At 74.6% G+C, this 13750-nt stretch carries 8 protein-coding genes; all 8 read left to right on the top strand.

Annotation, left to right across the window (positions count from 1 at the left end):
- The first annotated feature begins 41 nt into the window (after nucleotides 1-41).
- The 8 genes from AB0761_RS24225 to AB0761_RS24190 all read left to right on the top strand — a co-directional run bounded on the left by AB0761_RS24225 (nucleotide 42) and on the right by AB0761_RS24190 (nucleotide 13686).
- The gene (locus AB0761_RS24225) at nucleotides 42-656 is read left to right on the top strand and encodes a TetR/AcrR family transcriptional regulator (protein WP_377271246.1); all 615 of its coding nucleotides are present in this window, start codon (nucleotides 42-44) and stop codon (nucleotides 654-656) included.
- Entirely contained in the window at nucleotides 640-2274 is a 1635-nt protein-coding gene (locus tag AB0761_RS24220) for an isovaleryl-CoA dehydrogenase (RefSeq protein ID WP_377271245.1), read from the top strand. The genes AB0761_RS24225 and AB0761_RS24220 overlap by 17 nt, the downstream gene beginning before the upstream one ends.
- Nucleotides 2271-3155 (top strand): amidohydrolase family protein, encoded by an 885-nt coding sequence (locus tag AB0761_RS24215; protein WP_377271244.1) that lies wholly within the window; start codon nucleotides 2271-2273, stop codon nucleotides 3153-3155. The genes AB0761_RS24220 and AB0761_RS24215 overlap by 4 nt, the downstream gene beginning before the upstream one ends.
- Before the next feature lie 131 nt (nucleotides 3156-3286).
- Nucleotides 3287-6874 carry a DUF4132 domain-containing protein gene (locus tag AB0761_RS24210; protein ID WP_377271243.1) on the top strand — a complete coding sequence of 1196 codons (3588 nt, stop codon included), beginning with the start codon at nucleotides 3287-3289 and terminating at the stop codon, nucleotides 6872-6874.
- Nucleotides 6871-8010, top strand: a complete 1140-nt coding sequence (locus AB0761_RS24205) for an AAA family ATPase (protein ID WP_377271242.1) — start codon at nucleotides 6871-6873, stop codon at nucleotides 8008-8010. The genes AB0761_RS24210 and AB0761_RS24205 overlap by 4 nt, the downstream gene beginning before the upstream one ends.
- Nucleotides 8010-10454 (top strand): DUF5682 family protein, encoded by a 2445-nt coding sequence (locus AB0761_RS24200; protein WP_377271241.1) that lies wholly within the window; start codon nucleotides 8010-8012, stop codon nucleotides 10452-10454. Before AB0761_RS24205 ends, AB0761_RS24200 begins: the two co-directional genes overlap by 1 nt.
- Nucleotides 10451-11626: a VWA domain-containing protein gene (locus AB0761_RS24195; RefSeq protein ID WP_377271240.1), complete on the top strand. Its 1176-nt coding sequence runs from the start codon at nucleotides 10451-10453 to the stop codon at nucleotides 11624-11626. Before AB0761_RS24200 ends, AB0761_RS24195 begins: the two co-directional genes overlap by 4 nt.
- A complete protein-coding gene (locus AB0761_RS24190) occupies nucleotides 11623-13686 on the top strand; it encodes a hypothetical protein (RefSeq protein ID WP_377271238.1) in 2064 nt (687 codons plus the stop codon). The genes AB0761_RS24195 and AB0761_RS24190 overlap by 4 nt, the downstream gene beginning before the upstream one ends.
- Nucleotides 13687-13750: the final 64 nt, after the last annotated feature.

Here is a 13750-nt window from a genome sequence, read left to right as displayed (position 1 = left end):
ACCCCTGTACGAAGCAGTGAATCACTGCTTCAATGCTTGATATGCCCTACCGTCGCACCCCCGCAGTACAGGCCCGTCTCGACGGCCGGCGCGACGCACTGCTCCGGGCAGCGGCGGAGCTGCTGGCCGAGCAGGGCTACACCGGCTGCTCGGTGGCGGCCGTCGCGGACCGTGCCGGGATCGCCACCGGCAGCGTCTACCAGCACTTCACCGGCAAGGCCGAGCTGGCCGTGGAGCTGTTCCGGACCGTGGTCGGCGGCGAGGTGGCAGCGGTCACCGCGGCCGCGAGCGGCCCGGCGCTGACCCCTCAGCAGCGGGTCACCGCCGTGGTGGAGACCTTCGCCGCCCGCGCCCTTCGGGCCCCCCGGCTGGCCTACGCACTGCTCGCCGAACCGGTGGATCCGGCCGTCGACGCCGAGCGGCTGGTCTTCCGGCGGACCTTCCGCGATGTGATCGCCGCCCAGATCGCCGCGGGCGTCGCCGCCGGCGATCTGCCCCGCCAGGACGCCGAGCTGACCGCAGCGGCGCTGGTCGGCGCGGTCGGCGAGGCGCTGGTGGGCCCGCTGGCCGCCGGCGCCGCCCCCGCCGACCTGGTCCCCGCCCTGCTCTCCTTCACCCTGCGTGCCCTGGGAGGACACGATGCCGCAGACTCATGAGGTCACCAACCAGGCCCCGCCGCTGCGCGGCCATGACGTCGCAGCCGATCCGGCGCTGCTTGAGGCGCTGCGGCGGGAGGGCGCCGGCTGGGCCGAGCCGGAGCTGCACGAGCTGGGCATCCTCGCCGGGACGGAGCAGGCCGCCGAGTGGGGGCGGCTCGCCAATGAGCACCCGCCGGTGCTGCGCACCCACGACCGGTACGGGCACCGCATCGACGAGGTGGAGTTCCACCCGTACTGGCACGAGCTGATGCGCACCGCGGTCACCCACGGCCTGCACGCCGCGCCGTGGCGGCAGGAGCAGCCGGGCGCGCACACCGCCAGGGCCGCCAAGTTCTTCGTCTGGTCGCAGGTGGAGGCAGGCCACACCTGTCCCGTCTCCATGACCTACGCCTCGGTGCCCGCGCTGCGCGCCACCCCGGAGCTGGCCCAGTGGCTGGAGCCGCTGCTGGCCTCCCGGGAGTACGACTTCGGGCTGCGCGACCCGCGTACCAAGCGCGGTCTGATCGCCGGCATGTCGATGACCGAGAAGCAGGGCGGCTCCGACGTCCGCACCAACACCACCACGGCGGTGCCCGCGGCGGACGGCAGCTACCGGCTCACCGGGCACAAGTGGTTCACCTCCGCACCCATGTCGGACCTCTTCCTGACGCTGGCCCAGGCGCCGGGCGGGCTCTCCTGCTTCATGCTGCCGCGGGTGCTGCCCGACGGCAGCCGCAACCGCATCCACCTCCAGCGGCTCAAGGACAAGCTGGGCAACCACTCCAACGCCTCCTCGGAGATCGAGTACGACGGCGCGGTGGGGTGGTTGGTGGGCGAGGAGGGCCGCGGGGTCCCCACCATCATCGAGATGGTCAACATGACCCGGCTGGACTGCACCATCGGCGGTGCCGCCGGGATGCGCGCCGCACTGGTCCAGGCGGTCCACCACGCCACCCACCGCAGGGTGTTCGGCAAGGCGCTGGTGGACCAGCCGCTGATGCGCAACGTCCTCGCCGACCTGACCGTGGAGTCGGAGGCGGCCACCGCGGTGGCCATGCGGCTGGCCGGCGCGACCGACCGGGCCACGGCCGGCGACGAGGGCGAGGCGCTGCTGCGCCGGCTGGCGCTGGCGGTGTCCAAGTACTGGGTGTGCAAGCGCGGTCCGGCGCACGCCGCCGAAGCCATGGAGTGCCTGGGCGGCAACGGCTATGTCGAGGAGTCCGGCATGCCCCGCCTCTACCGGGAGGCACCGCTGGTGTCCATCTGGGAGGGCTCGGGCAATGTCGCGGCACTGGACGCGCTGCGTGCGATGACCCGCAGCCCCGCCTCCGTGGAGGCGTTCTTCACCGAGGTGGGGCTGGCGTCCGGCGCGGACCGCCGACTGGACGCGGCCGTCACCGCGCTGCAGAAGGAGCTCACCGACCCGGCCGAGCTGGAGTACCGCACCCGCCGGGTGGTGGAGTCGATGGCGCTGGTCCTGCAGGGTTCGCTGCTGGTGCGGCACGGCGCCCCGGCCGTCGCGGACGCCTTCTGCGCCTCACGGCTCGGCGGCGACCACGGCGGCGCCTTCGGCACTCTGCCGCCGGGCACCGACACCGCCGCCGTCATCGACCGGGCGCGCGCGGTGCAGGCATGACCGCTGAGGCGGAGCGGGTCACCGCGTTCTGGCGGGGGCTGGGGCTGCCCGGACTGATCGATGTGCACACCCACTTCATGCCCGAGCGGGTGCTGGCCAAGGTGTGGGCGTACTTCGACTCGGCCGGGCCGCTGGTCGGCCGGACCTGGCCGATCGCCTACCGCGCGGCGGAGGAGGAGCGGGTGGCACTGCTGCGCTCCTTCGGGGTCCGGGCGTTCACCTCGATGCTCTATCCGCACAAGCCGGGGATGGCGGCCTGGCTGAACGGCTGGGCGGCCGACTTCGCCGCCCGCACCCCCGACTGCCTGCACACCGCCACCTTCTTCCCCGAGCCGGGGGCGGCCGGCTATGTGCGCCGGGCGGTCGTGGCGGGTGCCCGGGTCTTCAAGGCGCATCTCCAGGTGGGCGCCTACGATCCGGCCGATCCGCTGCTGGAGGACGTCTGGGGTCTGCTGGCCGAGGCGGGCATCCCGGTGGTCTGCCACTGCGGCTCAGGACCCGCGCCGGGCAAGTACACCGGCCCGGGACCGATCGGGTCGGTGCTGGCAAGGCACCCCCGGCTGCGGCTGGTGGTGGCGCACCTGGGGATGCCCGAGTACACGGACTTCCTCGACCTGACGGAGCGTCACGCCAGCGTGCATCTGGACACCACCATGGCCTTCACCGACTTCGCCGAGCGGGACGCCCCCTTCCCACGCGGCGAACTTCCCCGCCTGGCGGACCTGCAGGACCGGGTGCTGCTGGGCACCGACTTCCCCAACATCCCCCATCCGTATGCGGAACAGCTCGACGCGCTGGCCCGGCTCGGCCTGGGGGACGACTGGCTGCGGGCCGTCTGCCACGGCAACGCGGCCCGCCTCTTCGGACTGGCCGGCGGCTGACGGCCCCTCCGCACCGGGCACCCGGGCCGTGGGCCCGGGCCGGACCTGGCCCTGTCAGTGGGCCTCGCTACGGTGACGCCAACTGATCTCCGAACCCGGTGGTCAGCGATGTCGACAGGCGAGGAGGGGCTGTGCGGCGCTGGGAGTGTGTCGGTGACGGCTCGGCGAAGTTCTGGGAGGGGTCGCTGGACGGCTGCGCCGTCACCGTGCGGTACGGAAAGGTCGGCGCGGCAGGCCGGACGCAGGTGAAGACCCTGGAGTCCGAGGAGGCCGCCGCACGTCATCTCGCCAGGGCCGTCGCCGAGAAGGAGGCCAAGGGGTACCGGGAGGTCGCCCCCGCGGCAGCGCCGTCCCTGTCCGCCGGCGAACCGGCCGTCCCGGCCGGGCCGGTCTTCCCGGACGAGTCGACCTTCGCCATGCCGGCCGCCTGGCGGCGGGTGGTGCAGCCCCGCCGTGGAGGCCTCCGGCAGCGGGGCGGCGAACCGGCGGCCGACGCCGTGCAGATGGTGCAGCAGCGGCTCAAGGAGGAGTCGGGCTGGGTCGAGGAGGTACTCGACGCCCCGCTGACCGACCAGGGCATCGCGGACGCCGTCCGTATGCATCTGACGGGCAGTCCCCATGCCCTGGGCGCCGCCTCCCTGGCCACTCTCACCTCGCACTGGCGGCTCCCCGCCGGGGTGTTCGTGGACGCCTGGGTCGAGCAGTACGGCCTGCCCTTCGCCGCCCGTGCCGTGGTCGAGCTGATGGAGCTGGAGGCGCACTGGAGACAGTGGGGCTCCCAGCGCACCGACCCCTGGCTCGCCCACCGCACCGCCACCGGCTCCGTCTCCATGCACGGCATCTGCCCCAGCAGCGCCGACCGCGCCCGCGCCCTGCTGGCCCAGGCCGACGAGGCGACCCACCGGGAGGCGACGGCGGCCCTGGCCGACTGCCGCCGCACCACCCGCAACCGGGTGGTCGTCTCCTATCTGCTCCCCGACCGGCAGGACTGGCTCGCCGACTGCCTGGACGACCCCGCCGCCCGCGCCACCGAGGACCCGCTGCTCCGCTCCATGCTGCTGCGCTCGGTGGACTCCCCGGAGCAGCTCGCCCAGGTGGAGAGCCGCGCCGACCTGGGCTGGACGGGCTGGTCCGTCCAGCTGATCGCCACCGTCGCCGAGCGCGTCGGCGACGCCTGCACCCCGCTGGTCGGCGAGGCGGTCGAGCACGCCCAGGGCTCCGACCGGCTGCGCACCTTCGCGGGTGCACTGGTGGAGCTGCCCACCGACGAGGCCTTCGGCCTGCTGCTGGTCCGGGCGGACGACAAGCAGGTCCGCCCCGCGCTGCTGGAGGCGATGCGGCGCTACCCGGTCCGTGCGCTGCGGCTGCTGGCCACCGCCGTCCTCGCCCCGGGCACGCGGGCCTCCTCGGTGCAGCGGCTGCTGGCCGCACATGTGCGGGCGCACCGGGAGTTGAGCGCCGCCGCACTGCCCGCACTTGCGGCCGAGATCGTCGCTCTGGTGGAGCCACTGCTCACCGACCGGGACCGTGTCCCCGACGCCCCCGTCGACACCCTGCCGGAGCTGCTGGTCACCCCGCCCTGGCTGCGCCGCCGCACACCGCGCAGGCCACAGGTGGTCGCGGGTCTGCAGCCCGCCGAGGAGCACCAGGTGGTCTGGCTCACCGGGGAGCGGGAGCGGTGGGCTGCCCTCGGCTCCTGGTACGGGGAGCTGTCCGACCCGGTGGACTGGGAGGCCGCGGCCCGGGAGCTGACCTCCGGCCGGCGCCGCAACAACGCCTACTACGCGGGCAAGCTGCTGCTGCACGGGCCGGTGGAGGTCATGTCCCCGGCGCTGGCGGTGTGGTCCCCGGACAGCCACTGGGGCGGCGAGCGGGCGTTCAAGCCGATCGTGGCCAGGTACGAGTCGGCCGCACTGCGGCTCGCCCTGGAGCTCGCCGCCGGCCATCCGGTGGTCCTGGCGCAGCTGCTGCTGCCCTTCCTCGATCTGGGTGCCGCCCGTCTGATGGCGGACTGGCTGGTGCGGCTGAAGTCGACCGGCCGGACCGCCCGGTCCTGGTTCACCCGGCACGGGGCCGGCGCCGCCCGGCTGCTGGTCCCGGATGCGGTCGGCGCACCCGGTGCCGCCCGGCAGGGGGCCGAGCAGGCGCTGCGGCTGATCGCCGCGGTGCACGGCAGCGAGAGCGTGACGAAGGCCGCCGCCGGCTACGGCGAGGAGGCCGCAGCCGCGGTCGCCGACCTGCTGGCCGCCGACCCGCTGGAGAACGCCCTCCCCGCGAAGATGCCCGTGATCGGCCCCTGGGCGGATCCCGCGCTGCTGCCCCAGATCGTGCTGACCCGGGGCGGAGCACTGCCCGACGACGCCGTACGGCATGTGCTCACCATGCTGGCGCTGTCCCGGCCCGGCGAGGCCTATCTCGGCATCGAGCAGGTCACATCGGCCTGCACCGCGGACTCACTGGCGGAGTTCGCCTGGGTGCTCTTCGAGGAGTGGCGGCTGGCCGGCATGCCCGCCAAGGACAGCTGGGCCCTGAACGCCCTGGGGGTGCTCGGCGACGACGACACCGTGCGCCGTCTCACCCCGGTGCTGCGGGGCTGGCCCGGCGAGGGCGCCCACCACCGGGCGGTGGAGGGCCTGGGCGTCCTCGCCGCGATCGGCAGCGATCTGGCGCTGCTGCATCTGCACGGCATAGCCCAGCGGGTGAAGTTCAAGGCCCTGAAGGTCCGCGCCAAGGAGAAGATCGCCGAGGTCGCCGAAGGCCTGGGGCTCAGCGGCGAGCAGCTCTCCGACCGCCTGGTCCCCGACCTCGGCCTGGACACCGACGGCACCACCGTCATCGACTACGGCCCGCGGCGCTTCACCGTAGGCTTCGACGAGCAGCTGCGCCCCTACGTCCTGGACGCGGACGGCAGACGCCGCAAGGACCTGCCCGCCCCCGGCGCCCGGGACGACGCCGAGCTGGCCCCCGCCGAACGCAAGCGCTACGCCGCGCTGAAGAAGGACGTCCGCACCATCGCCGCCGACCAGGTCGCCCGGCTGGAGACAGCGATGGTGGCGCAGCGCTCCTGGACGGCCGCCGAGTTCCGCGAGCTCTTCGTCGGCCACCCCCTGCTGTGGCATCTGGTGCGCCGCCTGGTCTGGCTCTGCGATGCGGACGGCCGCACCACCGCCTTCCGGATCGCGGAGGACCGCACCTTCGCGGATGTGGACGACGAGGAGCTGACGCTGCCCGCGCAGGCCACGGTACGGCTGGCGCATCCGCTGCTGCTGGGTCAGGAACTCCGCGCCTGGTCGGAGCTCTTCGCCGACTACGAGATCCTCCAGCCCTTCCCGCAGCTGGGCCGCCCGGTCCTCACCCTGACCGCGGAGGAGGCCGCGGACCACCGGCTGCGGCGCTTCGAGGGTGCGACCGTGCCCGTCGGCAAGCTGCTGGGGCTGCAACGCCGAGGCTGGGAGCGCGGCACACCGCAGGACGCCGGGATCGAGTGCTGGTTCTCCAAGCCGCTCGCCGACAACCGCCACCTGGTCATCGGGCTGGACACGGGCATCGCCGTCGGCATCGTCAATGAGTTCCCCGACCAGCTGCTGAGCACCATCTGGCTGGGCACCCACCCGGACCACTACCGGCAGAGCCGCGAGTACCCGCTGCGGTTCGGCGATCTGCATCCGGTCACCGCCTGCGAACTGCTTGCCGATCTGGCCGAGGTGACGGGCCGATGAGTACCGTCACCGAGCACAGCGGCGCCCAGGCCGAGCCGCCCGGACGGGCCGCCGGCGAAGCGGAGCTGCAGCGCCCGCCCGCCGAGGTGCGCTACGCCGACGAGCTGGCCGCGTTGCGCGCCGAGGACGGCGACCCGCGGCCGCCGGGCTGGCAGCTCAGCCTGCGGGCCGCCCGGCGCTTCATCGTCGGTGACGCCCGCACCGGGATCAGCCGCAAGTTCGTCGGCAACCCCTCCCTGGTCGAGCGGGCGCTGGTGACCCTGGCGACCAACCGCGGCCTGATGCTGGTCGGCGAGCCCGGCACCGCCAAGTCGCTGCTCTCCGAACTGGTCGCGGCCGCGGTCAGCGGCACCTCCGTACTCACCGTGCAGGGCGGCGCCGCCACTACCGAGGACCAGATCAAGTACTCCTGGAACTACGCCCTGCTGGTCTCCGAGGGCCCCACCCCCCGCTCCCTGGTGCCGGCCCCGATGCTGCGCGGCATGGCCGAAGGGCGGATCGTCCGCTTCGAAGAGATCACCCGCTGCCCCCTGGAGGTCCAGGACTCCCTGCTGTCGCTGCTCTCCGAGCGGGTCCTGGCCATCCCCGAGCTGGACGGTCCGGACGGCATGGTCTTCGCCCGGGCCGGCTTCAATGTGATCGCCACCGCCAACACCCGGGACCGCGGGGTCAATGAGATGAGCTCCGCCCTCAAACGGCGCTTCAACTTCGAGACCGTCTTCCCCATCCCCGACTTCGACACCGAGCTCGCCCTGGTGGAGGCCGAGGCCTCGACGCTGCTGCGCCGCTCCGGTGTGGAGGCCCCACCACGGCAGGACGTCCTGGAGGTCCTGGTCGCCACCTTCCGCGAACTGCGCGGCGAGGGCGTGCCGGGCGCCCCCGGCGAGCGGCTCTCCGCGGTGATGAGCACCGCCGAGGCCGTCTCGGTGGCGCACGCGGTGGGGCTGCGCGGCTGGTTCCTGCGCGGCGAGCCCGGCAGCGCCGCCGACATCGTGGCCTGCCTCGCCGGTACGGCCGCCAAGGACAGCCCCGAGGACCTCGCCCGGCTGCGCCGCTACCTGGAGCAGCAGGTGCCCCGCCGCCGCGGCCCGCAGTGGCAGGCCCTGCACGACGCCCGTCATCTGCTGGCCGACTGATGGCCGCCGTCCTCCTCGGGGTCCGCCACCACTCCCCGGCCTGCGCGCGGCTGGTGGCCCGCACGGTCCGGTCGCTGCGCCCGGCGTACGTCCTGATCGAGGGCCCCGCCGACATCAACGACCGGCTGGAGGAGCTGCTGCTCGGACACCGGCTGCCGATCGCGGTGTTCAGCCACCACCGGGACGGCGGGCGCACCGCCACCTCCTGGGCGCCGCTGTGCGACTACTCCCCCGAGTGGGTCGCGCTGCAGGAGGGCCATGCCGTCGGTGCCGAGGTCCGCTTCATCGACCTGCCGGCCTGGCACCCCGCCTTCGCCGCCGGGGGCGGCGACCGGCCGGCCAACCGCTACGCGGACGCCGAGGTCCGTTATGCCGAGGCCGTCGAGCGGCTCTGCAGGCACTTCGCGGTGGATTCGGTGGACGCCCTGTGGGACCGGCTGTTCGAGGTCGCGGACGACAGCGGACTGGCCGAGCGGCTGGACGCCTACTTCGCCGTGGTGCGCGGCGAGGCCCGGGCGGACGCCGGCGACCGGGCCCGCGAGGAGTACATGGCCGCCTGGGTGCGCACCGCCGTCGACCGCGCCGGGGACCGGCCGGTGGTGGTGGTGACCGGCGGCTTCCACCAGCCGGCGCTGCGGTGGCTGACCGGCGCGGACGGACGGGACGGCCCGGAGCGCCGGGGCAGGCAGCGCGGGCCTGACGGTCTGGACGGTCCGGACCAGCAGGACGGGCAGCACGGGCAGCACGCACACGACCGCCTGGACCAGCAGGGCGGGCAGGCCGACCCGGGGGGCGACGCCGCCCTTCCGGACTGGCCGGAGGTCCCCGCCCCGCCGCCTGGATCCCTCGGCGGCAGCTTTCTGGTGCCGTACTCCTTCCGGCAGCTGGACGCCTTCGCGGGCTACCAGTCGGGCATGCCCTCCCCCGGCTATTACCAGCAGCTGTGGGAGCACGGCCCCGCAGCCGCCGGGGACGGACTGCTCAGGGGCGTCACCGAGCGGCTCCGGGCCCGCGGGCTGCCGGTCTCCACCGCCGACCTGATCGCGGTCCGCAGCCTCACCGAAGGCCTCGCCGCGCTCCGCGGCCACCGCGTGGCTGCCCGGGTGGATCTGCTGGACGGTCTGGCCGGCGCCCTCATCAGCGACGACCTGGACCGCCCACTGCCATGGACCATCCGCGGCCCACTCGGCGCGGGCACGCATCCGGCGGTGGTCGAGATGGTGGCCGCCTGCACCGGCGACCGCGTCGGGCAGCTGCACCCCGACACCCCGCTGCCCCCGCTGGTCCATGATGTCGCCGCCCGGCTGGCCGGGCTAGGGCTGACCGGGGACGCCCCCGTGGTGCTGGACCTGGCCGACCCAGACCAACTGATGTGCAGTCAAGTCATGCATCGGCTCAGGGTGCTGGGCATCCCCGGGCTCACCCGTGTCGCCGGACCGGCCGACGGACTGGATCCGGTGTCCACCGAGCGCTGGGAGCCCCGTTCCGGCGACGGTCGCGAGGCAGCGCTGATCGAGGCGGGCGCCTATGGAGCGCGGCTGGACGAGGCCGCCGCAGCAAGGCTCGGCGAACGGCTCGAAGCCGCGGGCTCCGAGACGGGGCCGCTGGCCGAGCTGCTCTTCGACACGGTGCTCTGCGGCGCAGGACAGCTCTCCGACGATCTGCTGGCCGTACTCGCCGAGCGGATCGGCGGCGTCGCGGAGCTCGGCCCGCTCGGCGACGTACTGGCCACCACCCTGGGCCTGTGGCGGCACGACCGGCTCTTCGGAGCGGCCCGCAGCCCCCTGCTGGGAACGGTGGTGGACGGCGCCGTCACCCGGGTCTTCTGGCTGGCCGAGGGGCTGCACGGCGGCAGCGGCGTGGACCGGGCCCGGCTGCACGCCCTGGCCGCCGCGAGGGACGCACTGCGCCATGCCGGACAGCTGCTGTCCCTCTCCGCCGAGGCCGCCACCGCCGCCGCCCTGCGCATCGCCCGCGACCCCCGCGCCCCCGTCGACCTGCGCGGTGCGGCGCTGGGCCTGCACTGGTCGCTGGGCGGCCCGGCCGACCACTCGGCTGCCGTCCGCTCCATGGCCGGTGCGGCACCGGACACCCTGGGCGACTGGCTCGCCGGGCTGTTCGCCCTCGCCCGCGACGAGGTGCTGGCCCAGGACGGCGCACCCGGCCGGGGGTCCCTGATCGACGTCCTGGACGGCATCGTCTGCGCCATGGCCGAGGAGGACTTCCTCGGCGGCCTCCCCGCGCTGCGCCAGGCCTTCGCCTTCTTCCCGCCGCGTGAGCGCGAGCGCATCGCACGGCTGCTGCTGGAGCGGCGCGGCCTGCGCGGCTCCGCCGGATCACTGCTGCGTACCAGCACCGACCCACTGCTGCTGGCGCACGCCCGGACCCTGGAGGACAACGTGACCCGGCTGCTCCACCGGCATGACCTGGGAGTCATGCCATGACGCCGGGCAGCGCGGAGCCGCCCCGCACACCCGACGCCGGGCTGGAACGCTGGCGGCTGATCCTCGGAGCCGCCGCGGAGCGCTGCACCGGGCCGCTCGACGGCCGGTCGGCCGCCCGCGACGCGGCATTGGACTGGCTCTACGGACGCGACGAGGACCAGCAGCGCCGCGGCCGGCGCCGCGGCGCCACCGCCTCCCGCTCGGGCGGCAGCGGCCCGTCCCAGCTCACCGCGGTGGACTGGCTTGACGAGATCCACCGGCTCTTCCCCAAGGAGACGGTGGAGCGTCTGGAGCGCGACGCGGTGGAGCAGTACGAGATCCAGGACATCGTCACCGATCCCGATGTGCTCGGCCGGATCGAGCCGAGCCGGACACTGCTGCGCGCGGTCCTGCGCACCAAGCACCTGATGAACCCCCAGGTGCTGGCGATGGCCCGGCGCATCGTGGAGACGGTGGTCCGGCAGCTGATGGAGCGGCTCCGCCCGGAGCTGCACCGGGCGTTCAGCGGCACCCGCTCACGCCGCCCGAGCAGACTGCCGCTCGCTGCGGACTTCGACTTCCGCGGCACCATCCGGGCCAACCTCGCCCACTACCAGCCCGAGCAGCGGCGCATCCTGATCGAGCAGCCGCGCTTCCACTCGCGCACCCGGCGCCGCCTGGAGCAGTGGCAACTGGTGCTGCTGGTCGACCAGTCCGGCTCCATGGTCGACTCGGTGATCCACTCCGCGGTGACCGCGGCCTGCCTGTGGAACCTGCCGGGCCTCAAGACCCACCTGATCGCCTTTGACACCGCAGTGGTCGATCTCACCGCCGATGTCACCGACCCGGTGGAGCTGCTGATGCGGGTCCAGCTCGGCGGCGGCACCGACATCGCCCGCGCCGTCGACTACGGCGCGGGCCTGGTGGAGAACCCCCGCCGCTGCATCGTCGCCGTCGTCTCGGACTTCTACGAGGGCGGCGACCGGTACCGGCTGCTCCGTACCGTGCGGGGGCTGGTCGAGCAGGGCACCACCGCGCTGGGACTGGCCGCGTTGGACGAGCAGGCGGACCCGGTCTACGACCGGGAGCTCGCCGGCCGGCTGGCCGCGGCGGGAGCCCACGTCGGCGCCATGACACCCGGGCGGCTCGCCGAGTTCGTCGCCGAGCGGCTGGGCGGCGGGGGCCGCGGATGACCGCCCGCAGCGATCTGCTCGCGCTGACCCCCGACACCCTCGCCGCGCTGGCCAACCGCGGCCTGGTCAAGCGTGCCGCCAAGGAACTGGACGCGGGCGCGGGCCCGTCCGTGACCACAGGACCGGACGGCACCGTGCACGGGCACTTCCCCGACGGCACCAGGGCCGCCCTGCCGCCCGGGCTCGGCCTGGACGCCGCCGAGTGCAGCTGCGCCGCCCCCGGCATCTGCCGGCACCGCATCGGGCTGGTGCTCGCCTATCAGGCCGACCACACCGGTGGCACAGCCGGCCCGGCACCCGCCCCGGCGGACGCCACCACCGGCCCGGCCACCACCGACACCACCGACACCACGGGCTCCGTCACGACCACCGTGAGCGGCGCCCCCGCCGTCGGCTGGTCCCCCGGCACGGTGGACGACGACACCCTCACCCGGCGGCTGGGCAACCGGGCAGTGACCGCCGCCAGGCGCATCCTGGAGCGCGGCTGCACCGCAGTACTGCACCGGCCGACGGCCGAGGAGCCGACCCCCCGGGTCGAGCTGCCGACCTGCACCGTCCGGTTCCCCGTCCCCCACGAGATCGGCCATGCCGTCACCGACGTGGCACCCGAGCTGCGCGGACAGATGATCGCCCTCGCCGTCTGGGCCTTCCGGGCCGGCGACGAGCAGGGTGCCACCCAGGTCGACATGGGCGGCCGGGCCGACACCAAGGGCGAGGGCGGCTCCGCATCGCTGCGCAGGGCGGTCGCCCTGGCCGACGAGTTGCTGATCGAGGGCATCGCCCAGGCCGGTCCGGTCTTCGGCGGCACCCTGCGACGGGCCGCCGACGAGCTCACTGCGCAGTCGCTGCACTGGCCCGCCGGCGCGGTGGACGAACTGGCAGCCCAGCTCGACGCCTACACCGCCCGCAGCACCCTGCACCAACCCGAGCGCTTCGCGTTGCTGCTCACCGAACTGCACGCCCGGAGCCGGGCCGCCGCACACCCCTCGGTGCTGGGCAGCGGCGAGGCACATGAGACCCCGCTGCGCCGGGTCCGGCTGGTCGCCCTCGGCTGCCGGATCAGCGGCACCTCCCGGGACCGCACCGCGCACATCTACTTCGCCCACCCCGGTGCAGGGACCGCCCTGGTGCTGCGCCGGAGCTGGCAGCTGACCGACGACGACCAGCAGCTGACCGGCCATGACCTCGGCGGCAGACGGCTGCTCGGCTCCCCGCTGCGGGCCCTGTCCGCCGCCAATGTGGTCAGCGAGCACACCTCCCGTACCGCGGGCCGCGCCGTCACCATCTCCCGCGGCCGGATCGCCGCCACCAGCGTCACCCCGGTCGGCTCCGCCTGGGCCGAGCTGCCCGAACCACTGCTGCTCCGCGACCTCGCCGCGCACCTGCGGCGGTGGGACGGCCGACCACCGCGGCTGATCCGCCCCCGTATCGAGGCCGAGTCGGTGCATGTGATCGCCGTCTCCGCGGTGGACTCGGTCGGCTACGACCCCGCCGAGCAGCGTCTGGAGGCCGCCGTACGGGACGAGGCCGGCAATGCGGCGGTCGTCCGCGCCGACCACAATCCGTTCTGCCCCGGCGGCCTGGACGCCCTGGCGGCCGCGCTGGAGTGCGACGGGCCCCGGCCGCTGCTGATCAGCGGCATGCTGAGCCGTGCCGGCGGCCGGACGGTCATCGACCCGCTCGCGGTGCTGACCGCCGACGGCCCGGTCATCCCCGACCTCGCACCCGGTGACGGCTCCGCGGCTCTGGCCGCCGCCGTCCCGCGTCCACCCCACCCGGTCACCGCCGCGCTGGAGGGGGCTCTGGCCGCACTCGCCGACACGGCACACCGGGGGCTGCGCCACCAGACCGCCGCCACCAGGGTCCGGCTGGCCGACGCCGCGGCCGAGCTCCACCGCATCGGCCTGCACACGGCGGCGGCCCTGCTGCGCACCTTCACCGACACCCTGCATCTCAAGGGTGCGCAGGCTGCCGCCGGGGCCTGGGTCGACGCCCATCTGCGACTGGCTGTCACGCTGGAACTCCACCAGGAGCAGGCCCCCGGCGCCCACCGCCCCTGACCGCGGACGCGGGGAACCGCGCCGAAAGCCCCGCCCGAGCAGCCCCCGGCGGCCGCCCCCGGGC

Source organism: Peterkaempfera podocarpi, from assembly GCF_042466665.1.
In the GTDB taxonomy this organism is placed as follows: Bacteria; Actinomycetota; Actinomycetes; order Streptomycetales; family Streptomycetaceae; genus Peterkaempfera; species Peterkaempfera podocarpi.
The sequence above is the reverse complement of the archived record's forward strand: the minus strand, read 5'-3'. Positions and strand labels throughout refer to the sequence as shown.

What these genes read in the sequence shown, in the direction of transcription:
- AB0761_RS24200 (WP_377271241.1), top strand. Translation starts at nt 8,010, where the DNA reads ATGGCCGCCGTCCTCCTCGGGGTCCGCCACCACTCCCCGGCCTGCGCG.
- AB0761_RS24195 (WP_377271240.1), top strand. Translation starts at nt 10,451, where the DNA reads ATGACGCCGGGCAGCGCGGAGCCGCCCCGCACACCCGACGCCGGGCTG.
- AB0761_RS24220 (WP_377271245.1), top strand. Translation starts at nt 640, where the DNA reads ATGCCGCAGACTCATGAGGTCACCAACCAGGCCCCGCCGCTGCGCGGC.
- AB0761_RS24205 (WP_377271242.1), top strand. Translation starts at nt 6,871, where the DNA reads ATGAGTACCGTCACCGAGCACAGCGGCGCCCAGGCCGAGCCGCCCGGA.
- AB0761_RS24215 (WP_377271244.1), top strand. Translation starts at nt 2,271, where the DNA reads ATGACCGCTGAGGCGGAGCGGGTCACCGCGTTCTGGCGGGGGCTGGGG.
- AB0761_RS24190 (WP_377271238.1), top strand. Translation starts at nt 11,623, where the DNA reads ATGACCGCCCGCAGCGATCTGCTCGCGCTGACCCCCGACACCCTCGCC.
- AB0761_RS24225 (WP_377271246.1), top strand. Translation starts at nt 42, where the DNA reads ATGCCCTACCGTCGCACCCCCGCAGTACAGGCCCGTCTCGACGGCCGG.